The 23,350-nt window shown below is 59.0% G+C and carries 20 protein-coding genes; 9 read left to right on the forward strand and 11 right to left on the reverse strand.

Annotated elements, in window-relative coordinates:
* Positions 1-27: 27 nt before the first annotated feature.
* Complete coding sequence (pdxY, locus tag RYB09_RS09065; protein ID WP_058407641.1) at positions 28-894, forward strand: pyridoxal kinase PdxY; 867 nt, start codon at positions 28-30, stop codon at positions 892-894.
* A 47-nt stretch (positions 895-941) separates the two neighbouring features.
* Here pdxY and RYB09_RS09070 read toward each other — a convergent pair whose 3' ends face one another.
* Entirely contained in the window at positions 942-1,427 is a 486-nt protein-coding gene (locus RYB09_RS09070) for an acyl-CoA thioesterase (RefSeq protein WP_002555921.1), read from the reverse strand.
* Positions 1,428-1,719: 292 nt separating this feature from the next.
* On the opposite strand from RYB09_RS09070, the gene RYB09_RS09075 reads away from it, so the two are divergent.
* Positions 1,720-3,483, forward strand: a complete 1,764-nt coding sequence (locus RYB09_RS09075; RefSeq protein WP_230017177.1) for a cation:proton antiporter — start codon at positions 1,720-1,722, stop codon at positions 3,481-3,483.
* Positions 3,484-3,524: 41 nt separating this feature from the next.
* Here the strand turns inward: RYB09_RS09075 and RYB09_RS09080 are convergent, their stop codons facing one another.
* The 3 genes from RYB09_RS09080 to uvrD all read right to left on the reverse strand — a co-directional run bounded on the left by RYB09_RS09080 (position 3,525) and on the right by uvrD (position 7,289).
* The gene (locus RYB09_RS09080) at positions 3,525-3,932 is read right to left on the reverse strand and encodes an SMI1/KNR4 family protein (RefSeq protein ID WP_004659120.1); all 408 of its coding nucleotides are present in this window, start codon (positions 3,930-3,932) and stop codon (positions 3,525-3,527) included.
* Positions 3,933-4,062: 130 nt separating this feature from the next.
* Positions 4,063-4,905, reverse strand: a complete 843-nt coding sequence (locus RYB09_RS09085; protein WP_044319152.1) for a Tim44 domain-containing protein — start codon at positions 4,903-4,905, stop codon at positions 4,063-4,065.
* Positions 4,906-5,105: 200 nt separating this feature from the next.
* A complete protein-coding gene (gene uvrD / locus RYB09_RS09090; protein ID WP_230017176.1) occupies positions 5,106-7,289 on the reverse strand; it encodes a DNA helicase II in 2,184 nt (727 codons plus the stop codon).
* A 317-nt stretch (positions 7,290-7,606) separates the two neighbouring features.
* Here uvrD and hexR point away from each other — a divergent pair, with 317 nt between their 5' ends.
* Both hexR and RYB09_RS09100 read left to right on the forward strand, forming a co-directional pair.
* Positions 7,607-8,473: a transcriptional regulator HexR gene (hexR, locus tag RYB09_RS09095; RefSeq protein WP_002555915.1), complete on the forward strand. Its 867-nt coding sequence runs from the start codon at positions 7,607-7,609 to the stop codon at positions 8,471-8,473.
* A 141-nt stretch (positions 8,474-8,614) separates the two neighbouring features.
* Positions 8,615-8,800, forward strand: coding sequence for a PA3496 family putative envelope integrity protein (locus tag RYB09_RS09100; protein WP_003316061.1), 186 nt, complete (start codon positions 8,615-8,617; stop codon positions 8,798-8,800).
* Here the strand turns inward: RYB09_RS09100 and RYB09_RS09105 are convergent.
* On the reverse strand, positions 8,754-9,704 hold the full coding sequence (locus tag RYB09_RS09105; protein WP_230017175.1) for a LysR family transcriptional regulator: 951 nt from the start codon (positions 9,702-9,704) through the stop codon (positions 8,754-8,756). The genes RYB09_RS09100 and RYB09_RS09105 overlap by 47 nt on opposite strands.
* A gap of 161 nt (positions 9,705-9,865) precedes the next feature.
* Between RYB09_RS09105 and RYB09_RS09110 the strand changes: the two genes are divergently transcribed.
* Both RYB09_RS09110 and oadA read left to right on the forward strand, forming a co-directional pair.
* Positions 9,866-11,281 (forward strand): acetyl-CoA carboxylase biotin carboxylase subunit, encoded by a 1,416-nt coding sequence (locus RYB09_RS09110; protein ID WP_058402526.1) that lies wholly within the window; start codon positions 9,866-9,868, stop codon positions 11,279-11,281.
* 11 nt (positions 11,282-11,292) lie between these two features.
* Positions 11,293-13,101 (forward strand): sodium-extruding oxaloacetate decarboxylase subunit alpha, encoded by a 1,809-nt coding sequence (oadA, locus tag RYB09_RS09115; protein ID WP_316888018.1) that lies wholly within the window; start codon positions 11,293-11,295, stop codon positions 13,099-13,101.
* A 152-nt stretch (positions 13,102-13,253) separates the two neighbouring features.
* Here the strand turns inward: oadA and RYB09_RS09120 are convergent, their stop codons facing one another.
* Genes RYB09_RS09120 through RYB09_RS09130 form a run of 3 tightly spaced genes read right to left on the reverse strand, consistent with a single transcriptional unit; the run spans position 13,254 to position 15,019 of the window.
* Entirely contained in the window at positions 13,254-13,922 is a 669-nt protein-coding gene (locus RYB09_RS09120; RefSeq protein WP_316888020.1) for a GNAT family protein, read from the reverse strand.
* 15 nt (positions 13,923-13,937) lie between these two features.
* Positions 13,938-14,384, reverse strand: a complete 447-nt coding sequence (locus RYB09_RS09125) for a GNAT family N-acetyltransferase (protein ID WP_058402529.1) — start codon at positions 14,382-14,384, stop codon at positions 13,938-13,940.
* The gene (locus RYB09_RS09130; protein ID WP_316888023.1) at positions 14,381-15,019 is read right to left on the reverse strand and encodes an FMN-binding negative transcriptional regulator; all 639 of its coding nucleotides are present in this window, start codon (positions 15,017-15,019) and stop codon (positions 14,381-14,383) included. Before RYB09_RS09130 ends, RYB09_RS09125 begins: the two co-directional genes overlap by 4 nt.
* An 89-nt stretch (positions 15,020-15,108) precedes the next feature.
* Between RYB09_RS09130 and RYB09_RS09135 the strand changes: the two genes are divergently transcribed.
* The 3 genes from RYB09_RS09135 (at position 15,109) to RYB09_RS09145 (ending at position 18,943) form a co-directional block, all read left to right on the forward strand.
* The gene (locus tag RYB09_RS09135) at positions 15,109-16,671 is read left to right on the forward strand and encodes a PLP-dependent aminotransferase family protein (RefSeq protein ID WP_058402530.1); all 1,563 of its coding nucleotides are present in this window, start codon (positions 15,109-15,111) and stop codon (positions 16,669-16,671) included.
* 53 nt (positions 16,672-16,724) lie between these two features.
* Entirely contained in the window at positions 16,725-17,936 is a 1,212-nt protein-coding gene (locus RYB09_RS09140; RefSeq protein ID WP_058402531.1) for a YeeE/YedE family protein, read from the forward strand.
* A 119-nt stretch (positions 17,937-18,055) separates the two neighbouring features.
* Positions 18,056-18,943 carry a bestrophin family protein gene (locus RYB09_RS09145; RefSeq protein WP_002555905.1) on the forward strand — a complete coding sequence of 296 codons (888 nt, stop codon included), beginning with the start codon at positions 18,056-18,058 and terminating at the stop codon, positions 18,941-18,943.
* A gap of 59 nt (positions 18,944-19,002) precedes the next feature.
* Here the strand turns inward: RYB09_RS09145 and RYB09_RS09150 are convergent, their stop codons facing one another.
* The 3 genes from RYB09_RS09150 to aspA all read right to left on the reverse strand — a co-directional run bounded on the left by RYB09_RS09150 (position 19,003) and on the right by aspA (position 23,195).
* Entirely contained in the window at positions 19,003-20,007 is a 1,005-nt protein-coding gene (locus RYB09_RS09150) for an asparaginase (RefSeq protein WP_316888028.1), read from the reverse strand.
* 29 nt (positions 20,008-20,036) lie between these two features.
* A complete protein-coding gene (locus RYB09_RS09155) occupies positions 20,037-21,488 on the reverse strand; it encodes an alanine/glycine:cation symporter family protein (protein WP_005744886.1) in 1,452 nt (483 codons plus the stop codon).
* A gap of 282 nt (positions 21,489-21,770) precedes the next feature.
* Positions 21,771-23,195 carry an aspartate ammonia-lyase gene (gene aspA / locus RYB09_RS09160; protein ID WP_055006646.1) on the reverse strand — a complete coding sequence of 475 codons (1,425 nt, stop codon included), beginning with the start codon at positions 23,193-23,195 and terminating at the stop codon, positions 21,771-21,773.
* Between the last annotated feature and the right edge of the window lie 155 nt (positions 23,196-23,350).

The following is a 23,350-nucleotide window of genomic DNA, read 5'->3' on the forward strand; positions in this document are numbered from 1 at the left end:
TGCATCGTGTTCAGGATTCCGCCCCCAATGAAACGTACGCCTCACTTGCTCGCTATCCAGTCCCATGTGGTATTCGGCCACGCCGGCAACAGCGCGGCGGTGTTCCCGATGCAGCGTATCGGGGTCAATGTCTGGCCGCTCAATACGGTTCAGTTCTCCAACCACACGCAATACAAGCAGTGGACAGGCGAAGTGCTGGCCCCGCAGCAGATTCCCGCACTGATCGACGGGATAGCCGCCATCGGCGAGCTGGGTAACTGTGATGCCGTGCTGTCCGGGTATCTGGGCAGTGCGGCGCAGGGCAGGGCGATTCTGACCGGCGTGGCGCGCATCAAGGCTGCCAATCCCAAGGCGCTTTACCTGTGCGACCCGGTAATGGGCCACCCAGAAAAAGGCTGCATCGTTGCGCCTGAAGTCAGCGACTTCCTGCTGCAAGAGGCTGCGGCCATGGCTGACTTCATGTGCCCCAACCAGCTGGAGCTGGACAGCTTCTCTGGCCGCAAGCCCGAATCGCTGGCCGACTGCCTGGCGATGGCGCGGGCCTTGCTGGCGCGGGGTCCCAAAGCGGTTGTCGTCAAACACCTTGATTACCCCGGCAAGGCTGCCGACGGCTTTGAAATGCTGTTGGTGACCGCCGAGGAAAGCTGGCACCTGCGTCGCCCGCTATTGGCGTTTCCACGCCAGCCGGTCGGTGTGGGGGATCTGACCTCCGGGTTGTTCCTGTCACGCATTTTATTGGGCGACGATCTGGTAGCAGCGTTCGAATTCAGCGCAGCAGCAGTCCACGAAGTGCTGCTCGAAACGCAGGCTTGCGGCAGTTACGAGCTGGAACTGGTGCGCGCCCAGGATCGCATTGCGCATCCACGGGTGAAGTTCGACGCTGTGCGTCTGTAACCTTCATATGCAACCGAGGGCTCAGGCATCATGTCTGAGCCTGTCCCTTACAAGGCTTCTTCCTTGATGTCCTGATAACGCTTTTCCAGTTCCTGACGAATCTGGCGGCGTTGTTGCGCCTGAATGAAACGACGCTTGCCTTCCGGTGTTTCCGGTTCCAGAGGCGGTACGCTGGCGGGTTTGCGATTGTCGTCCACGGCAACCATGGTGAAGAAGCAGCTGTTGGAATGGCGTACCGAGCGCTCGCGGATGTTTTCGGTGACCACCTTGATGCCCACCTCCATGGACGTGTTGCCGGTGTAATTGACCGACGCAAGGAAGGTCACCAGTTCGCCGACATGCACTGGCTCGCGAAAAATCACCTGGTCCACCGACAGCGTTACCACATAGCGTCCGGCGTAGCGGCTGGCACACGCGTAGGCCACTTCGTCCAGGTACTTGAGCAGCGTGCCGCCGTGTACGTTGCCAGAGAAGTTGGCCATGTCCGGGGTCATCAATACAGTCATCGACAGCTGGGCGTTTCCGGGTTCCATAGCGTACTCACACGGTCAAGGTGTTCAAGGGGCGCCTATCCTGGCGCTCAAGGGGCTTGTGACAGTTATCGGGACGCTGGCCAGCAGGCGGCCGTCACGCGTCATAACTATCTGTTTCCATATATTGCACCGGCTTTATGTCGAAGGGGGCGGTGTTAACCTGCAAAAACCCGTGGATCGGGAATTTTCCTACGCTTTCATCCGATTTTGATGGCGCAACTACCAGCCGACGCCGTTGCAAGAACAGCGCCAGCGGTTTTAGGAGTCATCACCCACAAGGAGCCGTATCCCCATGCATGCCATCAATTTCATTCAGGACCTGGCAGTGATCATGCTGGTGGCCGGCGTGGTGACCATCCTTTTTCATCGCCTCAGGCAGCCAGTGGTGCTCGGTTATATCGTTGCCGGGTTCATCATCGGTCCGCACACTCCGCCGTTCAGTCTGATCCATGACGAAGAAACCATCAAAATTCTGGCCGAGCTGGGAGTGATCTTCCTGATGTTCTGCCTGGGGCTGGAATTCAGCCTGCGCAAATTGTTCAAGGTCGGCGCGACGGCGTTCATCGCGGCTTTTCTGGAAATTGCCCTGATGATCTGGATCGGTTACGAGATCGGGCAGTTCTTTGGCTGGAAAACCATGGACTCGCTGTTTCTCGGCGCGATTCTGGCGATCTCTTCCACCACCATCATCGTCAAGGCGCTCAACGACCTGAAGATGAAGAACCAGCATTTTGCCCAGTTGATCTTCGGTGTGCTGATCGTCGAAGACATTCTCGGCATCGGCATTATTGCGCTGTTGTCCGGCATCGCAGTCAGCGGCTCCGTCAGTTCGGGGGAAGTGTTTTCCACGGTCGGCAAACTGTCGCTGTTCATGATCGTAGCGCTGGTGATCGGGATTCTGCTGGTGCCCCGTTTGCTGGCCTATGTCGCCAGGTTCGAAAGCAATGAAATGCTGTTGATTACCGTGCTGGGCCTGTGTTTCGGCTTCTGTCTGCTGGTGGTCAAGCTGGAATACAGCATGGTGCTGGGCGCGTTCCTGATCGGTGCGATCATGGCTGAGTCGCGTGAGCTGCTGAAAATCGAGCGATTGATCGAGCCGGTTCGTGACATGTTCAGCGCAATCTTTTTCGTCGCCATCGGTTTGATGATCGACCCGAAAATCCTGCTGGAATATGCCTGGCCGATTGCAGTCATCACTGTCGCTGTGGTGCTGGGCAAGATGCTGTCTTGCGGCCTTGGGGCGTTTATCGCCGGCAATGACGGTCGCACCTCATTGCGCGTGGGGATGGGGCTGTCACAGATTGGCGAGTTTTCCTTCATCATCGCGGCGCTCGGCATGACCCTGCAGGTCACCAGCGACTTTCTCTACCCGGTGGCAGTGGCGGTATCAGCGATTACTACTTTGCTGACGCCCTACCTGATTCGCGGTGCAGATCCGCTGTCACTCAAGCTGGCGTCGATCATGCCCCGGCGCGTTGCACGGGTGTTCGGCATGTACGGTGAGTGGCTGCGCAGCATTCAGCCGCAAGGGCAGGGTGCAGTGCTTGCCGGGATGATCCGGCGGATTCTGCTACAGGTCGGGGTCAATCTGGCGCTGGTAATGGCGATTTTCTTCAGCGGCGGCTATTTTGCCGAGCATCTTGGCGGGTACATGGACGAATGGGTGGCCGATGTCAGTCACCAGAAAGCCTGGATCTGCGGCGCGGCGTTGCTGCTGTCGCTGCCGTTTCTGATTGCCGCGTATCGCAAGCTCAAGGCGCTGTCGATGCTGCTGGTGGAGATGGGCGTCAAACCCGAGATGGCGGGCCGACATACCGTGCGGGTGCGCAAGGTCGTGGCGGAAGTGATTCCGCTTTTGTCGCTGGTGGTGATTTTCGTGATGCTGGCAGCATTGTCGGCAAGTATTCTGCCTGCCAACGAATTGCTTCTGGTCATCGCCCTGATTGCCGCTCTGGTCGCGGCATTGCTCTGGCGCTGGCTGATCCGCGTGCATACGCGGATGCAGATCGCGCTGCTGGAGACCCTGGGCAATAATCAGGAATCATCCGGGCATTGAGCCCGGAGATTACCTTACAGTCTTTGCCGCGCAGGGGTGTCTCAGCTTTCCAGCCAGACATCCCGAGCCCAGTGCCAGACCGACTCCCAGCTTTCCTCGGTGACCAGTTCCTCTTCGGCAGACCACAGCACTACCGTGCCGTCTTCTTCGACGCAGTAGTAGTCGTCGCCGTCCTGGCAGATCGGAATCAGCTCGCGCGGCACGCCCAGATCCCAGGCCGTGGCGGCCACGTCCGGCAAATAGGTGTGCGACTGCGGATCGGTCACGGTGACGGGCTCAAGGCTGCCGTACACCACATCGCTGACCGTCAGGAGAAACTCTTTGAAGACGAACGGAATATTGATGAACAGCTGTTCTTCAATTTCGACCAGTTGGTCTTCGTCTGGCAGCTCAAGCGGAACCGGGACCGGCTCGTTTGCTTCACGCAGTTGTTCGATGACTTCTTCCACGACACAGATCCTCTCACTTGATGGCGCGGGTTATACAGTAGCGTAAAGCCTTTCTCAAAATAACTATCCGAACGGATAAGCAAAAACCCCGGACATGTCCGGGGTTCTGAACGCGAGAAAGGATTCTGGTTCAACCGTTCTGGCGAATTCCTGCCACCAGCCACGGTTGGTTATCACCCTGTGGGCGCTCCATGTTCCAGCTTTCGCTGAACACTTCGCCCTGGTCGAAACGCGAGGTCTTGGACACGCCCGAGAAGGTCAGGGTAGCGATGGTCTTGTCGGCGCGATCATCCACACCGTCCAGTTGAACCTGAAGGTTGTCGATGTAGGTCGACTGGAAGCCATCACCCAGGTCCGCACGTTCCTTTTTCAGGAACTGCAGCATTTGCGGGGTAACGAACTCGGCGATCTTGTCCATTTCGTTGGCGTCCCAGTGCTGCTGCAGCGACTGGAAGTGGCCACGAGCGGCTTCCAGAAAGCGCTCTTCGTTGAACCAGGCCGGGGCGTTGATCACTGGCGCAGCGGAGGCCGGTGAGGAACTGCCGAAGATCGGGTTCTGCGCAGGCTGGCTGCTTTCACGCTGGTACGGTGCACCGGCAGCAGCCATTTTCGGCTGTTGCTGCTGACGACGACGTGCAATGAAGCGGAAGATCAGGAAGGCGATGAGGCCCATGATCAGGATGTCGAACAGTTGCAGGCCGTTGAAGCCGTCACCCATGAACATCGACGCGAGCAGGCCACCGGCAGCGATACCGGCCAATGGGCCCAGCCAGCGCGAAGCACCGCTTGCCGCAGGGGCAGGACGGCCCGCAGCGTTAGGCGCTGCCGCAGGCGTGGAGGGTGCGGCCTGACGTGTCTGGTGCGTAGGCGCCGAGCCCATGCTCTTGCCGCCACCGAAACGCGCGGCGTTCACATCCAGGCTCATGGTGAGCCCGATGCACAGCGCCATCGCGATGCTTAGAAAACGTTGCATAAGGGTATTCCCGTTTTGTGATTGCACGCGCGCCATGTTGCACAGCAGATGACTACATGACCAGCGCGTTAGTGTTTCGGACTTTTACATAAATAGCGTAGGACTTTTCAGCGCGCTTCGTAAGATGCGCCCTTGGCTATCGTTCCTCACGCTCGAGCGTGGGCGCAATAGCCAAGGCGTATGGACGATGGTTGACCGGCCTACAAAGGCACCAGTTTCGCATAGCCCATCATCAGCCACTTGCTGCCTTCGGCGAAGTTGACCTGCACCCGTGCCTGCGCACCAGCGCCCTCGAAGTTGAGGATCACGCCTTCGCCGAACACCGCATGCTGGACGCGCTGGCCCATGGTGAACTCGGTTTCCGGAATGCCGGTGCCGTTGAACAGGCTGCTGCTGTTGAACTTCGGAGTGCCGCCGAACGGGCGACTCACGCTGTTGGACAGGCGTACTTCCTGGATCAGCGCCGGCGGGATCTCGCGTACGAATCGCGAGACCTTGTTGTAGGTTTCGCTGCCGTACAGACGACGCGTTTCGGCGTAGGTCATCACCAGCTGTTTCATGGCGCGGGTGATGCCGACATAAGCCAGACGTCGCTCTTCTTCCAGACGCCCCGGCTCTTCCAGACTCATCTTGTGCGGGAACAGCCCTTCCTCCATGCCCACCAGGAACACATGCGGAAACTCCAGGCCCTTGGCGCTGTGCAGGGTCATCAGCTGAATGCTGTCTTCATGCTCCTGCGCCTGGGTGTCGCCTGCTTCCAGCGAGGCATGCCCCAAAAACGCTGCCAGTGGCGTCAGGTCTTCTTCGCTTTCGTGATTCTCGAAAGCACGAGCCGCGCTGACCAGCTCCTCAAGGTTTTCTACCCGCGCCTGGCCTTTCTCGCCTTTTTCCTGCTCGTGATAGGTGATCAGCCCGGACTGCTCGATAACCGTCTGGGTCATCAGGTGCAGCGGCATCTCCATGACCTTGGCCGACAGGTTCTCGATCAGCTCGATGAACCCGCCCAGGGCCGTGGCGGCGCGGCCGGTCAGGCCCTTGTTGGCGACCAGCAGGCGCATGGCTTCCCACATGGAGACGTCGGCATGACGGGCATGCTCGCGAATCGCTTCGACGGTTTTTTCGCCGATGCCACGAGCCGGAACGTTGATCACCCGCTCCAGCGCTGCATCGTTGCCACGGCCTTCCAGCAAGCGCATATAGGCCATCGCGTTCTTGATTTCAGCCCGTTCGAAGAAGCGCTGTCCGCCATAGATGCGGTATGGAATACGCTCACGCAGCAGGGCTTCTTCAAGCACTCGTGACTGGGCGTTGGAGCGGTACAGAATGGCGATGTCGTTGCGCGAGATTCCGGTTTTCAGCGCGCTTTCGATGGTCTCGACCACATAGCGCGCCTCATCGTGTTCGTTGAAAGCTGCATACAGGTTGATCAGCTCGCCATCGCCGACGTCAGTCCACAACTCCTTGCCGAGGCGGCCGCTGTTATTGACGATCAAGCCGTTGGCGGCCTTGAGGATGCTCGCTGTGGAGCGGTAATTCTGCTCCAGACGGATGACTTCGGTGTCCGGGAAGTCAGACGAATACTGGTGGATGTTCTCGATCTTCGCGCCACGCCAGCCGTAAATGGACTGATCGTCATCGCCGACCACCATCAGGCTGTCGCCACCCTGAGCGAGCAGACGTAGCCACGCGTATTGCACGGCGTTGGTGTCCTGGAATTCATCCACCAATACATGGCGGAAACGGCGCTGATAATGCTCGAGCAAACCCGGATTATCGCGCCACAGGTCGAGTGCGCGCAGCAGCAGTTCGGAGAAGTCGATGACGCCAGCCCGCTGACAGGCGACTTCGTAGGCTTCGTAGACGCTTTTCATGGTGGTCAGGAACAGATCGCCGCTGGCCTGAATATGTTTCGGGCGCAGGCCTTCATCTTTCTGGCCGTTGATGAACCACTGGGCCTGACGCGCAGGCCAGCGTTGCTCATCCAGGCCCAGCTCGCGCATCACGCGTTTTACCAAGCGCTGCTGGTCATCGCTGTCGAGAATCTGGAAGGTTTGCACCAGCCCGGCTTCCTGCCAGTGCGCTCGCAGCAGGCGGTGGGCCAGACCGTGGAAGGTGCCCACCCACATACCGGCAGGGCTGATACCCATCAGCTGCTCGATGCGGTGGCGCATTTCGGCGGCAGCCTTGTTGGTGAACGTCACCGACAGGACCGAATGCGGGGAGGCTTGCTCGACCTGCATCAGCCATGCGATGCGATGCACCAGCACACGGGTTTTGCCGGAGCCAGCACCGGCCAGGACCAACTGACGACCCAATGAGGCGGCTACGGCCTGACGTTGGGCATCGTTGAGGGAATTCAGAAGAAGAGAGAGATCATCGCGCATCCGCGCATTCTAGGGTGCTGCGTCATGACGGGCAAACCATGCTTTGCGTCAGGCAATAAAAATGACCGGGTGCTGACGACCGGTCATCGTGCGGTGCAGGGTCGAACGCGGTCAGTCGACTTTGAAGACTGGCCATTCGCAGGCCTGGCGCAGGATTCAGCTTAATGTAGGATTATTCCCACAATTTTTTTCGATTCACCCATTCAGGGCTCGTGTAACAGGTTTAAGCGTCGTTTAACTGGGCGGTTTGCAGGTCATGTAGTATAACTACAAGAAAGCTACAACCCAGCCCATCTTCCCTTTGCCGAGTCTGCCCCTTGAATCTGCTGCAACACATCGCCCAGTCACGTAATTTGCTGCGCAAATCGGAGCTCAAGGTAGCTGACCATGTGCTGCTCGACCCTGCGGCCGTGATGCACAGTTCCATGGCGGATCTGGCGCATAGCGTCGGCATCAGTGAGCCAACCATCGTGCGCTTCTGCCGCGCCATTGGGTGCACCGGGTTTCAGGACCTCAAGCTCAAGCTGGCGCAGAGTCTGGCAGCGGGTGCGAGTTTCGGCCAGTTCGCGATTCATGAAGACGATTCGGTCGCCGACTACAGCCTGAAGATTTTCGACACTACCCTGCACACGCTCATGGAAGTGCGCGAAAACCTCGACCCCCATGCCTTACAGATGGCAGTCACGGCCATGGCCGGGGCCAATCGGGTCGAATTTTATGGGTTTGGCGCTTCCGGTGCAGTGGCTGCCGACGCGCAGCACAAGTTCTTTCGTTTGCTGCTGACCGCGGCAGCGTATTCCGATCCGCACATGCAGGCGATGTCGGCGGTCACGCTCAAGCCGACAGACGTCGCGGTATGCATTTCCCAGTCGGGGCGCTCCAAGGATTTGCTGATCACCGCCAATCTGGTCCGCGAGAGCGGCGCAACGCTGATTACCCTGTGCCCGAGCCAGACGCCGCTGGCCGAGCTGTCTTCGGTCAATCTGGCTATCGATGTACATGAAGACACCGAAATCTACACGCCGCTGACGTCCCGTATCGCGCACCTGGTGGTGATCGATGTGCTGGCGATGGGCGTGGCAATGGCCCGCGGCCCGAGCCTGGTCAACCACCTCAAGAGCGTCAAGCGCAGCCTGCGTGGCTTGCGTCTGTCGCCGAAGTCAATAAAGACTCACGAAGACTGATCGCTCAACCGAGCGGAATTCATCGATCTGTCATCTGCATGCCGCCTGATTGTCACCGCAGCGCTCCATTCTGGTGCTCCCACAAAACGTATTGGGAGACAGGATATGGCTCGGCATTACGATGATTTACCCACCAGCACCGTGAAAACCCGCCGTCAGCAGGAAGACCAGCGCCGCATGGAGTTTCGTCGGGCTATCGAGAGCTATAGTGAAGCGCGTCAGCTTAATCAGGAGCTGTGTGACTACATGGACGGCATGGACAACGCTGTATGGCAGACTATCAAGTTGCCCGCGGTCGACCGTCGAAACGCTCGACAAGCTGGCTGATCTGCGCACGTTCGGTGCGGATGAACGCAAGAAAGGCATGTGCCACGGGTGAAAGGCGTTTGTCTCTGGCCTGAGCCACGCACCAGCTTCGATACAGCGGCAGCTCCGCCACGGGTAGCTCCACGAGAGCACCGGTGGCGAGTTCCTGGCAGACCGCATGCCGTGTCAGCATCGCCAGGCCCAGTCCGGCGACCACGCATTCACGTTGCGCCTCGCTGGAAGACACCTCCAGCGTCTGCGTGAAATGCACGCGTTTCTCTTTGAAGTACTCCTCGCAGGCCCGGCGTGTGCCTGAACCCGTCTCTCGGGTCAGCAGCGGCCAAGGCTCCAGGTCTTTCAAGTTCAGCGTCGCAAGGCTGCTCAGCGGGTGGTCAGGCGGTGCTACGGCGACAATCGGGTTGTTGAGAAAGGGTAGAAACTGCAGCCCCATATCCAGCGGAACCGCTGACATCACTACAAGATCATCGCGGTTGTCCGATAATCGCCTGATTATCTGTGCACGATTGACAACCATCAGGCTCAGGCTGACTTCCGGGTGCTGGCGTTTGAATGCAGCGAAAAGGTGAGGGATGAAATACTTGCAGCTGGATTCAATCGCCAGCTTCAGCTGGCCTTGCAGCGAGCCCTGCATGTCCGAAAGCTGCATGTCCAGACTTTCCAGGCGTCCGAAAATATCCCGACTGGCCAGTTGCAGTGCCTGCGCCGCCTCAGTGAGGTAGAGCTTTTTGCTGACGTATTCGAACAGCGGCTGGCCGATCAGCTCTTCAAGCTGGCGAATCTGCAGGCTGACGGCAGGCTGCGTCAGAGACATCTCTTCGGCTGCACGGCTGTATGAGCGCAGATCGCATACTTCATTGAAAATACGCAGCTGACGCAATGTCATACGCATCAATGACTTACGCATTTATAAAAGCTTCCTGAGACGACAAGAAGCTTCAACTATAAGCTTTTACTTATGCATCACCCAACTTTTACTCATTTTTGTTAATCCTCGATTCGGCATAGGGTGTCCCTGCGGCATTCAGTCACATGCCCTGTTACAAAAACGGGTCGAGGAAAACGCCAGTGATAACAAAAATTCTGATCGCCAACCGCGGGGAGATTGCCGTCCGGATCGTGCGCGCCTGCGCCGAGATGGGCATTCGCTCGGTCGCGATCTTTTCCGACGCTGACCGGCATGCCCTGCATGTCAAACGTGCTGACGAAGCCTATAGCATTGGTGCCGAACCGTTGGCCGGTTACCTGAACCCGCGCAAGCTGGTGAATCTGGCGGTAGAGACTGGCTGCGATGCGCTGCATCCCGGTTATGGCTTTCTGTCGGAGAACGCCGAACTGGCCGACATCTGTGCTGAACGTGGCATTAAGTTTATCGGTCCGTCCGCAGAAGTGATTCGTCGCATGGGTGACAAGACCGAAGCGCGGCGCAGCATGATCAAGGCCGGTGTGCCGGTTACGCCCGGCACCGAAGGTAACGTAGCGGACATCGACGAGGCGCTGGTCGAAGGCGAGCGTATTGGTTACCCGGTGATGCTCAAGGCTACCTCCGGGGGCGGCGGGCGCGGCATACGCCGTTGCAACAGCCGCGAAGAACTCGAGCAGGCATTCCCCAGGGTGATTTCCGAAGCGACCAAGGCCTTTGGCTCGGCGGAAGTGTTTCTCGAGAAGTGCATCGTCAATCCCAAGCACATTGAAGCGCAGATTCTCGGTGACAGCTTCGGCAATGTGGTGCACCTGTTTGAGCGCGACTGTTCGATTCAGCGCCGCAACCAGAAGCTCATCGAAATCGCCCCCAGCCCGCAGCTGACGCCCGAACAGCGCGCCTACATCGGCGATCTGGCGGTACGTGCGGCCAAGGCGGTTGGTTACGAGAACGCCGGCACCGTGGAGTTTCTGCTCGCCGAGGGCGAGGTGTACTTCATGGAAATGAACACCCGGGTGCAGGTCGAGCACACCATCACCGAAGAAATCACCGGCATTGATATCGTTCGCGAGCAGATCCGTATCGCGTCCGGCCTGCCGCTATCGATCAAGCAGGAAGACATCATTCACCGCGGTTTTGCCCTGCAATTCCGGATCAACGCCGAAGACCCGAAAAATAATTTTCTGCCCAGTTTCGGCAAGATCACCCGCTATTACGCGCCCGGAGGACCAGGCGTGCGCACCGATACGGCGATTTACACCGGCTACACCATTCCGCCGTTTTACGACTCGATGTGCCTGAAGCTGATCGTCTGGGCGCTGACCTGGGAGGAGGCGATGGACCGTGGCCTGCGTGCGCTGGATGACATGCGCCTGCAAGGAGTGAAGACCACGGCTGCCTATTACCAGGAAATTCTGCGTAACCCGGAATTTCGCAGCGGTGAATTCAACACCAGCTTTGTCGAGAGCCACCCCGAGCTGACCAATTATTCGATCAAGCGCAAACCCGAAGAGCTGGCTCTGGCCATCGCCGCCGCCATTGCCGCACACGCCGGTCTGTAAGGAATAGTGAAATGTCCAAGAAGATTTTCGTAACCGACACCATCCTGCGTGACGCTCACCAATCATTGCTGGCGACCCGCATGCGTACCGAGGACATGCTGCCGATCTGCGACAAGCTCGACAAGGTCGGTTACTGGTCGCTGGAAGTCTGGGGCGGCGCGACCTTCGATGCCTGCGTGCGTTTTCTCAAGGAGGATCCGTGGGAGCGCCTGCGTCAACTGCGCGCTGCCTTGCCCAATACCCGGTTGCAAATGCTCCTGCGCGGCCAGAACCTGCTGGGCTATCGGCATTACAGCGATGACGTGGTCAAGGCGTTCGTCGCCAAGGCGGCGGTGAATGGTATCGATGTGTTCCGTATTTTCGATGCCATGAACGATGTGCGTAACCTGCGCGTTGCCATCGAAGCGGTAAAAGCTGCGGGCAAGCATGCACAAGGCACCATCGCTTACACCACCAGCCCGGTGCACACCATCGAAGCGTTCGTCGCACAGGCCCGGCAGATGGAAGCGATGGGCTGCGATTCGGTGGCGATCAAGGACATGGCCGGTCTGCTGACTCCCTATGCCACGGGTGAACTGGTCAAGGCGCTGAAAGCCGAACAGTCGCTGCCGGTGTTCATTCACTCCCACGACACCGCAGGCCTGGCTGCCATGTGCCAGCTCAAGGCCATTGAAAGCGGCGCGGACCATATTGATACGGCGATCTCCAGCTTTGCCTGGGGCACCAGTCATCCGGGCACAGAGTCGATGGTTGCTGCGCTTAAGGGCAGCGAGTTCGACACCGGGCTGGACCTGGAGCTGTTGCAGGAAATTGGTCTGTATTTCTACGCGGTGCGTAAGAAGTATCACCAGTTCGAAAGCGAATTCACGGCGGTCGATACCCGTGTGCAGGTCAATCAGGTGCCTGGCGGGATGATTTCCAACCTGGCCAATCAGCTCAAGGAGCAGGGCGCGCTCAATCGCATGGGCGAAGTGCTGGCTGAAATTCCGCGCGTGCGCAAAGACCTCGGTTATCCACCGCTGGTAACGCCGACCTCACAGATCGTCGGTACTCAGGCGTTCTTCAATGTGCTGGCTGGCGAGCGCTACAAGACCATCACCAATGAAGTGAAGCTTTATCTACAGGGCGGTTATGGCAAGGCGCCGGGGCCGGTGGATGAAAAGCTGCGTCGTCAGGCCATTGGCAATGAAGAACTGATCGATGTTCGTCCGGCCGATCTGCTCAGGCCGGAGATGACCAAGCTGCGTGCCGATATCGGCGCATTGGCCAAATCCGAAGAGGACGTGCTGACGTTTGCCATGTTCCCGGACATCGGCCGCAAGTTTCTTGAAGAGCGTGCAGCCGGAACGCTGACGCCGGAAGTACTGCTGCCGATTCCCGAAGCAGGAAGCGTGGCCAGAGCGGGCGGCGAGGGCGTGCCGACCGAGTTTGTTATTGATGTGCACGGCGAAACCTATCGGGTCGACATCACCGGCGTGGGCGTCAAGTCCGAGGGCAAGCGCCACTTCTACCTGTCCATCGATGGCATGCCGGAAGAAGTGGTGTTCGAACCGCTCAACGAATTTGTCGGCGGCGGTGCCAGCAAACGCAAGCAGGCCCATGCACCGGGCGACGTCAGCACCACCATGCCGGGCAATATCGTCGATGTACTGGTCAAGGAGGGCGATATGGTCAAAGCCGGGCAGGCGGTATTGATCACCGAAGCCATGAAGATGGAAACCGAGGTCCAGGCGTCGGTCGCGGGCAAGGTTGTGGCGATTCACGTTGCCAAGGGCGACCGCGTCAATCCGGGTGAGGTTCTGGTCGAGATCGAAGGCTGACCGGGCACATATAGATAACTCAACGATTTACCTCAGGGAAGCACTCGTGGCTTCCCTTTTTTTATTCTGTGCAGGCGGGCCCGGTTGTCACGGCTATCGTTGCGCACGCTCCAGCGTGGGAATGCCGTTCTTGACGCTCTGCGTCCTCAGAATCAGCGAAACGCCTCAAGCCCTTTGATCTGCTGCCCGTCCGAGAAGTTATCCACAGCCAGCCAGCTTTCAAAGGCTTTTTGCAGTTCAGGCCATTCGCTGTCAAGGATCGAGTACCACGCGGTATCCCTGCTCTGACCTTTGACTACCATGTGCTGGCGGAAGGCGCCTTCGTAGCTGAAGCCAAAGCGTTGGGCTGCGCGTTTGGAACGGGCGTTGTTGGCATTGCACTTCCATTCCAGGCGGCGATAGCCCAATGCGAAGGCTTCTCTGGCCAGCAGGTAGATGGCTTCGGTGCCTTTTGGGGTGCGTTGCATGGCCGCGCTGAAGGTGACATGACCTATTTCGATACGCCCGTGGGCGGCGACGATCGACATCAGGCTGATGACACCTTCGGCTTTACCGGTCTGCTGATCGACGACCGTATAAAACCACGGGTCGGACGCGACCTGATGCCCGGCCAGCCATGCATCGAACGCACTGCGTTCGATAAAAGGACCGTAAGGCAGGTAATCCCACAGTTTCGGGTCGGCATTCGGCCCCTGAAGTGCGGCCCACAAATTATCGGCGTGACGTGTGGCGTCGAGTTTCTCCAAGCGAATGAAACGGCCTGTCAGAGTCTTGGTTGTGGGCAATGCAGCGGCTTGCCAGTCCAGCAGAGTGTCGGACATTAATCACTTCCTGTTTCAGAGCGCTTTGCGAAATTGTATGAGGCCAGGCCGTTCGGCAATCCTTTCATACAACTGAATGGCTGTGGCGTTGGTTTCGTGGGTCAGCCAGTGCACCTTGTCGCAACCGTCTCCCTTGGCCGTTGCGTAGACAAACTCGATCAGTTGCCTGCCAATGCCTGTTCCGCGTTGTTCGGGGGCGACGATCAGATCTTGCAGGTAACAGGCGTTGTTGATGCTCCAGTTAGAGCGATGGTAGATGAAGTTCACCATGCCCACCGCTTCGCCATCCAGCCAGGCCAGCGCCGAGTGGGTCGGTTCGTTCGGGTCCACAAGGCGTTGCCAGGTGACATCGCTGACACTTTCGGCCAGCTCGGTATTGTAGAAGCGCAGATAGGCCTGCCATAGAGGCAGCCAGGCCTTATGGTCGTCGACAGTAACGGCGCGAATCCGGACATCGGTCATGACGTTCTCCCTGCGCTCATCAAACGAGCGATTTGCTGATCGTTTGCATCCTCGCTTGCAACGAGGCCGTCGCGTACACCGGCCATGTCCGAAGCGCTGCGGTTCTGGCTGAGTTTGCGTTTGCCTTGCAGCCGTTGCACGGGAATTGCAAACCCTGCAATCGCCCCCAGCATTTTTGCAATGTAGTCCGCAGGTGCATCCTCGATTGACCAGGGTTGCGGGCGGCTGGACTCATGGCGATGGGTCAGGTCAGCCAGCAATTGGTGCAGTTGCGCTGCATCGGTAAAAACCGTGGCCTGCCCGTAGGCATGTACGGCTAGATAGTTCCAGGTAGGTACAACCTTGCCGTGTTCTGCCTTGCTCGGGTAGAAAGACGGGCTCACATAGGCATCGCCGCCGGGAAAAATCACCAGCGCTTCGACACCTGAGTCCAACTGCTGCCACTGTGGGTTGGCTCTGGCCAGATGCCCGTAAAGCGTGCCGTGCGGACCTTCATCGCGGCGCAACAGCAGCGGCAAGTGGGTCGCGTGCAATCCTTCTTCACCCTGTGTGACAAGAATAGCCAGGCGAGTCTGATCCATCTGCTCGTGCAGGCTGAGCGTATCGTTTTCCTTGAAGGCGGCAGGTATGTACATGGTCATGTTCCTTGGCTGATGGAGCGATCCTAGGCAAGGCATTGGTCTGATGTAAGATCCATTTTTTATAAATTTCATGGGACCAATTAATGCCCATCGCCCCTGTCGCGTTTCCACCCACGCTTACCGGCATTGAGCTGGACCCTAATCACGGCTTGAGCAAGCAGCTCTACGAGATTTTGCGCCAGCAAGTGCTGGATGGGCGCTTGAGTGGCGGCATGCGTCTGCCAGCCAGCCGCGATTTGGCACATTTACTGGGCATCTCCCGTAACAGCGTCATGCGGGCCTATGACCAGCTGTATGCCGAGGGTTTCATCGAAGGGCGTGTTGGCGACGGTACGTATGTTGCGCAGCTGTCTGAACGAAGCGCCGCGCCTCGACGGCCTGGCCGTAAAAAACTATCCACCAACTTACCCACAGGTGTATCCACAGGGTTACACACAGGTTTGTCCACAATTGCGGCGGAAATGCCGTCGAATTGTTCCGATGAAGTTATCCACAACCCGACACGCGTGCTGCTCGAAAAGCATCATTTGCACGAGCCGCCGACGGGTAGGCCGCGGGCTTTTCGAGTAGGCGTTCCAGCCTTCGATCTTTTTCCGTTTGCCTTGTGGGGCAAGCTGTATGCGGCCTTTTGGCGCAAGCCGGACCTTGCTCAGCTGGGTTACGGCACCGCTGCGGGAGATTCGCGGCTGCGTGAGTTGATTGCCGTTTATCTTCGTTCATCGCGTGGGCTGCACTGCACGGCTGAGCAAATTGTGATCACCAGCGGCGCACAACATGCAATCAGCCTTTGTGCACAGTTGCTTTTGACGCCGGGCGATAGCGTTGCTGTGGAAAATCCAGGCTATCGGGCGGCGGGTCATGCGTTTGCACTGGCAGGTGCGCGATTGCACGGCGTGCCTGTGGATAACGAGGGCATGCGTTGCGCCGATCTTGAGCAGGCCAATTGCAGATTGGCGTACGTGACCCCTTCGCATCAGTACCCGACCGGCGTAGTCATGAGCCTGGCACGGCGCCTGGAATTACTGGCCTGGGCCGAGAGGCACCAGAGCTGGATTGTCGAGGACGATTACGATGGTGAGTATCGGTACAGCGGTTCGCCATTGGCCCCGTTGGCTGCGCTCGACCAGAGCGGTCGAGTGCTCTACGTCGGTACGTTCGGCAAAATCGCCTTTCCGGCGCTGCGCCTCGGGTATCTGGTTCTGCCTGAGCAACTTGTCCTCCCGTTCAGCCAGCGCAAGGCGGTAGACATGCGCCATACCGAGATTGGCGTGCAGGCGGTCATGGCGCAATTCATTGCGTCGGGGCACTTTCAACGACACATCCGTCGTATGCGTCGCGCGGCGCTGAGCCGTCGTAATGCGCTGCTGGATAACTGGCCTGCCGATATAGCAGGGTGCGCTGCAATGCCCAAGGTGGTTGCAGGGCTGCATGTGATGGTCAAGGTAGACAGTATCGCGCGTGAGCAGGCACTGATTGCCAAGGCTGGCAGCGTCGGCGTCGAGATGAATGCCTTGAGTGATTACTGGCTGCCCGAGTCCAGCGAGCCTGTGGATAACCGCGCCGGGCTGGTGCTGGGTTTTGCCGCAGTGCCCGAGGTCGAGATTGCCGAAGCATTGAACAGGCTGCGCAAGGCCTGGTCCGAGTAGTCCCGCTGGCAGGCGTATAATCTGCACTTTCTGTTACTTGTCCTGAGATACCCATGAACAACTCTCTTACTGCAACACCCGGACGCAAGTTCGGCGCGCCGCTGGCCGCGCTGTTCCTGCTGCTGATGGGCGCCCAGTTTCTGCTGCTCAGTGTCGGCACCCGTCAGGTAATGCTGTGGATCGTCGGCGCAGCGCTGGGCGTGACGCTGTATCACGCGGCATTCGGCTTCACCTCGGCGTGGCGGGTGTTTATCCGTGAGCGGCGCGGTGCGGGTTTGCGGGCGCAAATGGTCATGCTGGCGGTGGCGGTGGTGCTGTTTTTCCCTGCGCTGGGGGCTGGCACGCTGTTCGGTCAGCCCGTTACCGGACTGGTCGCGCCGGTCGGAATTTCGGTCGTCGTCGGTGCGTTCATCTTCGGTATCGGCATGCAACTGGGCGGTGGCTGTGCGTCCGGTACGTTGTTCACTGCAGGTGGCGGCAATGCACGCATGCTGGTGACGCTGCTGTTTTTCATCCTCGGTTCGTTGATTGCGACCCATCACGTTGACTGGTGGTTTGCGCTGCCTGCGTTCCCGGCAGTTTCAGTGGTCAAGACCTTCGGCGTGATGCCTGCGCTGATCGTGAATCTTGCTCTGTTCGCCTTGATCGCCTTCATAACCGTGAAGCTCGAAAAGCGGCGTCATGGACAGCTTGAAGCACCGGTCAGCACTGATCACCGTGGGCTGAGCCGGGTGCTTCGCGGACCGTGGGTTCTGGTCTGGGGCGCTGTCGCGCTGGCGCTGCTCAATTACGCAACACTGGCGCTGGCAGGGCGTCCTTGGGGCATCACCTCGGCGTTCGCGCTGTGGGGCGCGAAGGTGGCCAGTGGTCTGGGTGTGGACGTCGGCAGCTGGGTGTTCTGGCAGAGCGCGGCGAATGCCAAGGCGTTGGCGGCTCCGGTGTGGGAAGACGTCACCAGTGTGATGGACATCGGCATCATGCTCGGTGCCTTGCTGGCGGCAGGGCTGGCTGGCCGTTTTGCGCCGAGCCTGGACATTCCCACGCGCTCGCTGGTTGCTGCGGTCATCGGCGGGTTGCTGCTGGGTTATGGCTCGCGTCTGGCCTACGGCTGCAACATCGGCGCGTACTTCAGCGGTATTGCTTCGGGCAGCCTGCACGGCTGGCTGTGGCTCGTTGCAGCCTACGCCGGTAACGTGATCGGCGTGCGTTTGAGGCCGATTTTCTTCGCTGGCGAACGCCCGCAAGTGGCGCTGACTGGCTGCTGAGGAAGTCTGTAACGCCGAGATAAAGCGGGTCGTTTGCGAACCATCTGCCGGTTTGGCATTCAAAGCCATGCAGCAGATGTCAGCCTGCGATTCGCTTCTTTTTCGGTGGGGTAGTTCTTTTGCAGCAAACGATCATTTCGAAAATCCGTTTTCTCGGCAAGACCATCGGTTACGTGGGTTGGTCGCTTTTCTGGTTGTTGATCTGGGATGTGATCGTCACGGTCGACTTCATGCTGTATCTGGAGCGCAAGATTACATTGCCTTCCATGCCGTTGACCCTGCTGGGCTCGGCACTCGTGGTCCTCACCAGCTTTCGTAATTCCAGCGCCTACAACCGCTGGTGGGAAGCACGAACGTTGTGGGGCGCGCTGGTCAATAGTTCGCGCAGCTTCGCTCGGCAGGTGTTGACTCTGGTCGAGGATGATGACGGGATCAACCCGGTCAAGGCCACGCTGTTGCGTCGCCATGTTGCCTACGTGAAGTGCCTGTCCGCGCACCTGAAAGGCGCCAAGTGTGGCGACGAGATTCAGATGCTGATTCCCCGCGAGGAATTCGAGCGCCGTCACGACACCAACAATTTCCCCAACGATCTGCTCAACACCTCCGCAGCGCTGTTGGCCAAGGAGTATCAGGCGGGGCGGCTGGACAGCATTCGTCTGGCGCGTCTGGAGTCGACCATGGTGGACATCTCCAATTGCCAGGGCGGTATGGAGCGTATTGCCAACACACCATTGCCTTATCCGTACGTGGCCTTTCCGCGCCTGTTCATCACGCTGTTCTGCCTGATCGTACCGATTGGCCTGGTGGAGACTCTGGGCTGGTTCACGCCGCTGGCATCAACCGTGGTGGGCTTCATGCTGTTGGCCATCGAAAAGATCGGCACCGACCTGCAGAGCCCGTTCCGTGCCAGCGAACATGAGATTCAGATGACGGCGTTGTGCGAAAACATCGAGCGCAATCTGGATTCGATGCTCAGGGGCGCGCAGGAAGAAAGCAAGGCTTCGTAAAGAGGGTGAGGCGTTGCGCGTGTGCAGAACGCCTCGCTTAACGCAGAGGTTGCGGCTGCTTAACGCAGCTCGCCACACAGGTCCAGTTCGACCAGCCGCCTGACTTCCTCGGTCGTCAGGCTTGCACCCAGCAGTGCATGCAGTTTGCCAAGCGCTGCCTCGCGGGTCATGCCACCACCGGAAAGCACGCCTGCACCACGCAGGCGGCTGCCCGCTTCGTAGACATCCAGCTCGACACCGCCTTCGTGGCATTGGGTAATCGCGACAACGCAGATACCCAGTGCTCGTGCATTTTCCAGGCTGGCCAGAAACTGCGGATCATCACTTGGCCCGGTGCCGCTGCCGAAGCACTCAAGCACCAGACCCCGAATACCGCTGTTGATCAGACCGTCCAGCTGAGCTGCGCCGACGCCGGGAAACAGTGGCAATACGGCGACCTCTGCCAGCGTCTTCGCCTGCCGGTAGTTCAGTGCATCGGGCAGCGAAACCACCGCATGACCGCCACGCGAACGTTGCAGCGGTGCGAACGGTTGACGACCGAAGCTGCGAATTTTCGCGCAGCGCACAGGCGTCATCAGTTGCCCGTGGAAATACAGCTGAACGCCTGACACCAGACCCGAAACCAGTGCCAGCAGTGCACCGTTGACGTTTTCCCAGGCATCGCTGTCCTGCACGCCAGCGGGCAGCATCGAGCCGGTGAACACGACGGGGGCATGGAAACCCAGCAGCTGGAAGCACATGGCCGCCGCGCTGTATGCCAGGGTGTCGGTGCCATGCAGCACCAGAACGGCGTCGCAGCCATCGACCTCCACCGCCTCGATCACCGCCTCACGCAGGCGCAGCCAGTAGGAAGGGGTCATGTTGGCGCTGTCGATCAGCGGCGACATCTCGCGAAAGCGCCACTGCGGCACCCGCAGTTCCGGGTGCTCGGCCAGTTGCCCGGCCATCCGCGCCTCGAAACCCGAGGCGGGTGCCAGGCCGTTGGCGCTGGCCTGCATGCCAATGGTGCCGCCGGTGTAAAGAACCATGACGCTCTGAGCGGGTTTATGTGCATGATCAGTCATGGTTGTTCTCCGGCGTAAGGTCGCGTTGGTTATCGTGCTTCGGGTACAGGCTTGGCGGCCGCTTCGGCGTCCTGTGTCGACTGACGGGTCGGATTGGCTGGCCATGCGTTGCGGTCCAGGTCCAGATCAGGGAACTGGCTGGAATCGAACACCGGCGTCTTGATGCCAGCCCGACGCTGCGAATCGTAGTCGTTCAGAATGCGCTTGACGACTTTGAACAGCATGGCGAGCGCGATCAGGTTGACGAACGCCAGCATGGTCATGGTGATGTCGGCGAATGCCAATACATCTTTCAGGTCGACGACGGCACCCCACATGATCAACACCAGCACCGCGATACGGTAGATGATGATGGTCTGGATCTTCTCGCCAAACAGGAACCGCAGGCTGTTTTCACCCAGGTAGTAGTTGTAGAGAATCGAGGTGAAGACGAACAGTGCCAGCGCCACGCTAATGAAGATTCGGCCCCAGTCACCGACCACTGCGGCCAGCGAGTTCTGCGCCAGAACGATGCCGTTGCCGTCGTAACCGATGTCGTAGATACCGGACAGCAGGATCAGCAAGGCGGTGCAGGTGCAGATCACGAAGGTGTCGAGGAACACGCTGAACGCTTGAACCACGCCTTGTGCAACCGGGTGCTCTACATGCGCCACAGCGGCCACGTTGGGCGCGCTGCCCAGACCGGCTTCGTTGGCGAACACGCCACGCTTGACGCCCATCACGATAGCGCTGCCGATCAGGCCGCCGAATACCGGGTCAAGACCGAAGGCGCTTCTGACGATGGTCATCAGCATGCCGGGAACGTGGTCGATCTGCAGAACGATGACGTAGATGGTGACCGCGATGTAGATCAGGGTCTTGACCGGAACCAGCAGGTCGGAAATTGCCGCGATACGCTTGATGCCGCCGACGAAGGCCAGACCCAGCAGCACGACCAGACAGATGCCTGTGGTACGGGTGTCGATGTTGAACGCGCTTTTCAGCGAGTCGGTCACGGCGTGCGATTGCAGGCCGTTGAAGGCAAAACCGAAGGTCACCAGCAACAGTACGGCCATGACCATGCCTAGCCAGCGCTTGCCCAGACCGTGCTGGATGTAAAACGCGGGACCGCCGCGGAACTGTCCTTCGGAATCCTTGCGTTTATAGAGCTGAGCGAGTGAACACTCGATGAAGCTGCTGGACATGCCGACCAGTGCGGTGACCCACATCCAGAATACGGCGCCCGGACCGCCCAGCGTTACGGCAATGCCGACGCCTGCGATGTTGCCTGCTCCGACGCGGCCCGCAAGGCTGAGCATCAGGGCCTGGAACGAACTCAACTGACCTGCGCTGCTGCGCAGACTGTCGCGAAAAACCGAGAACATGTGGAAAAAGTGTCGAAACTGAACGAAACGCGAGCGGATCGTGAAGTAACTACCCAGGCCAACGATAAGTACGATCAGTACCTTACCGGAGAGAAAGTCGTTAATCATTTCCAGCATTTTTGTTATTCCTCGCTACTTTTGAGGGGGCGCACTATACCGGTGCAAAGTTTTTACGTCTGTAGTCGCTTTCTTGGACGTCTGATTCTTCATTCGCGACGATGAATGAATACTTCCACGGATTACTCCGCCAAAGTGGGGTGCCGAAGGCTCTGGGTCCAGTGTCGGAGCCCTTTGCTGCGGGCAAAAAAAAGGGTCTGGAGAATCACTCCCAGACCCTCAAAAAATTGAGGGGTGTCTAGGCCCTCAATCTGGTGAGCTTGGTGCGCAGGTCATTTCCTGTCAGGCCTTCAAGGGGGCCAGACGCGGAGCGATCATGTTTTCCGGGCGCAGGATGTCGTCGAGCATTGCATCGTCGAGCAGACCTTCCTCACGCACCAGTTCCAGCACGCCGCGGCCGGTTTCCAGCGCGATGCGGGCGATACGGGTGGAGTTTTCGTAACCGATGTAGGGGTTCAGTGCGGTCACCAGGCCGATCGAATGCTCGACCAGCTCGCGGCAGCGCTGTTCGTTGGCCGTGATGCCCACAATGCAGTGCTCGCGCAGCATGTCCATGGCGCGCTGCAACAGGCGGATAGAGTCGAAGATCTTGTAAGCGATCAGTGGCTCCATCACGTTGAGCTGCAATTGTCCGCCTTCAGCGGCCATGGTCAGCGACAGGTCGTTGCCGATGATTTCGAAAGCAACCTGATTGACCGCTTCCGGGATTACCGGGTTGACCTTGCCGGGCATGATCGAGCTGCCTGGCTGGCGTGCCGGCAGGTTGATTTCGTTGATCCCGGTGCGCGGTCCGCTGGATAGCAGGCGCAGGTCGTTGCAGATCTTCGACAGCTTGACCGCAGTACGCTTGAGCATGCCCGAGAACAGCACGAACGCGCCCATGTCGGAGGTCGCTTCGATCAGATCGGCTGCCGGCACCAGCGGCTGGCCGCTGATCAGCGCCAGGCGGTCGACGGCAAGCTTTTGATAGCCAGGGTCGGCGTTGATGCCGGTGCCGATGGCGGTGCCGCCCAGGTTCACTTCGGTCAACAGCTCGGGTGCCAGGCTGCGCAGGCGGTTGAGGTCTTCAGTCAGGGTGGTGGCAAAGGCGCGGAATTCCTGACCCAGGGTCATTGGCACGGCGTCCTGCAACTGGGTGCGACCCATCTTCAGCACATGATTGAATTCTTCGCCCTTGGCGGCGAACGACTGGATCAGGCTGGAGAGACTGGCGAGCAGGGCGTCATGGCCCAGCAGCAGACCCAGGCGGATCGCGGTCGGGTAGGCGTCGTTGGTCGACTGCGCCATGTTTACATCGTTGTTGGGGTGCAGGTGCTTGTATTCGCCTTTCTCGAAGCCCATGGTTTCCAGGGCGATGTTGGCGATGACTTCGTTGGCATTCATGTTGGTGGACGTGCCGGCGCCGCCCTGAATCATGTCGACCACGAACTGATCGTGGAAGTCGCCACGGATCAGACGGGCGCAGGCCTCGCTGATGGCCGCATGCTTGGTATCGTTGAGGTGTCCGAGCTGGTGGTTTGCATCAGCTGCCGCCTGTTTGACCATGGCCAGGGCCACAACCAGTTTAGGGTAGTGCGAAAGCGGCACGCCGGAGAGGTGAAAGTTGTTCACCGCTCGCAGGGTCTGGATGCCGTAATACGCGTTGGCAGGTACTTCGAGAACACCAAGCAGGTCTTTTTCGATGCGCGATGATGCAGGCGAGGACATGATAAAAGAAGTCTCAAAAAGGCACGGACAATGCCGGAACGCCGCGAATATTGGGCTTGCCGCCCCGTCTTGACCAATGCTGTTAAACGCTGGCCTATGCAATAACGGCATAATCAGGCTGTGACCCGGATTCCGTTCAGTGCGTAAAGGGGGCA

This window comes from Pseudomonas syringae group sp. J254-4, from assembly GCF_032586855.1.
GTDB classification, from domain to species: Bacteria; Pseudomonadota; Gammaproteobacteria; order Pseudomonadales; family Pseudomonadaceae; genus Aquipseudomonas; species Aquipseudomonas amygdali.

Bases quoted from the DNA above. Each gene is read 5' to 3' on its own strand.
- pdxY (WP_058407641.1), top strand. From the start codon at position 28: ATGAAACGTACGCCTCACTTGCTCGCTATCCAGTCCCATGTGGTATTC.
- RYB09_RS09070 (WP_002555921.1), bottom strand. From the start codon at position 1,427: ATGGAACCCGGAAACGCCCAGCTGTCGATGACTGTATTGATGACCCCG.
- RYB09_RS09075 (WP_230017177.1), top strand. From the start codon at position 1,720: ATGCATGCCATCAATTTCATTCAGGACCTGGCAGTGATCATGCTGGTG.
- RYB09_RS09085 (WP_044319152.1), bottom strand. From the start codon at position 4,905: ATGCAACGTTTTCTAAGCATCGCGATGGCGCTGTGCATCGGGCTCACC.
- uvrD (WP_230017176.1), bottom strand. From the start codon at position 7,289: ATGCGCGATGATCTCTCTCTTCTTCTGAATTCCCTCAACGATGCCCAA.
- RYB09_RS09105 (WP_230017175.1), bottom strand. From the start codon at position 9,704: ATGCGTAAGTCATTGATGCGTATGACATTGCGTCAGCTGCGTATTTTC.
- oadA (WP_316888018.1), top strand. From the start codon at position 11,293: ATGTCCAAGAAGATTTTCGTAACCGACACCATCCTGCGTGACGCTCAC.
- RYB09_RS09120 (WP_316888020.1), bottom strand. From the start codon at position 13,922: ATGTCCGACACTCTGCTGGACTGGCAAGCCGCTGCATTGCCCACAACC.
- RYB09_RS09125 (WP_058402529.1), bottom strand. From the start codon at position 14,384: ATGACCGATGTCCGGATTCGCGCCGTTACTGTCGACGACCATAAGGCC.
- RYB09_RS09130 (WP_316888023.1), bottom strand. From the start codon at position 15,019: ATGTACATACCTGCCGCCTTCAAGGAAAACGATACGCTCAGCCTGCAC.
- RYB09_RS09135 (WP_058402530.1), top strand. From the start codon at position 15,109: ATGCCCATCGCCCCTGTCGCGTTTCCACCCACGCTTACCGGCATTGAG.
- RYB09_RS09140 (WP_058402531.1), top strand. From the start codon at position 16,725: ATGAACAACTCTCTTACTGCAACACCCGGACGCAAGTTCGGCGCGCCG.
- RYB09_RS09150 (WP_316888028.1), bottom strand. From the start codon at position 20,007: ATGACTGATCATGCACATAAACCCGCTCAGAGCGTCATGGTTCTTTAC.
- RYB09_RS09155 (WP_005744886.1), bottom strand. From the start codon at position 21,488: ATGCTGGAAATGATTAACGACTTTCTCTCCGGTAAGGTACTGATCGTA.
- aspA (WP_055006646.1), bottom strand. From the start codon at position 23,195: ATGTCCTCGCCTGCATCATCGCGCATCGAAAAAGACCTGCTTGGTGTT.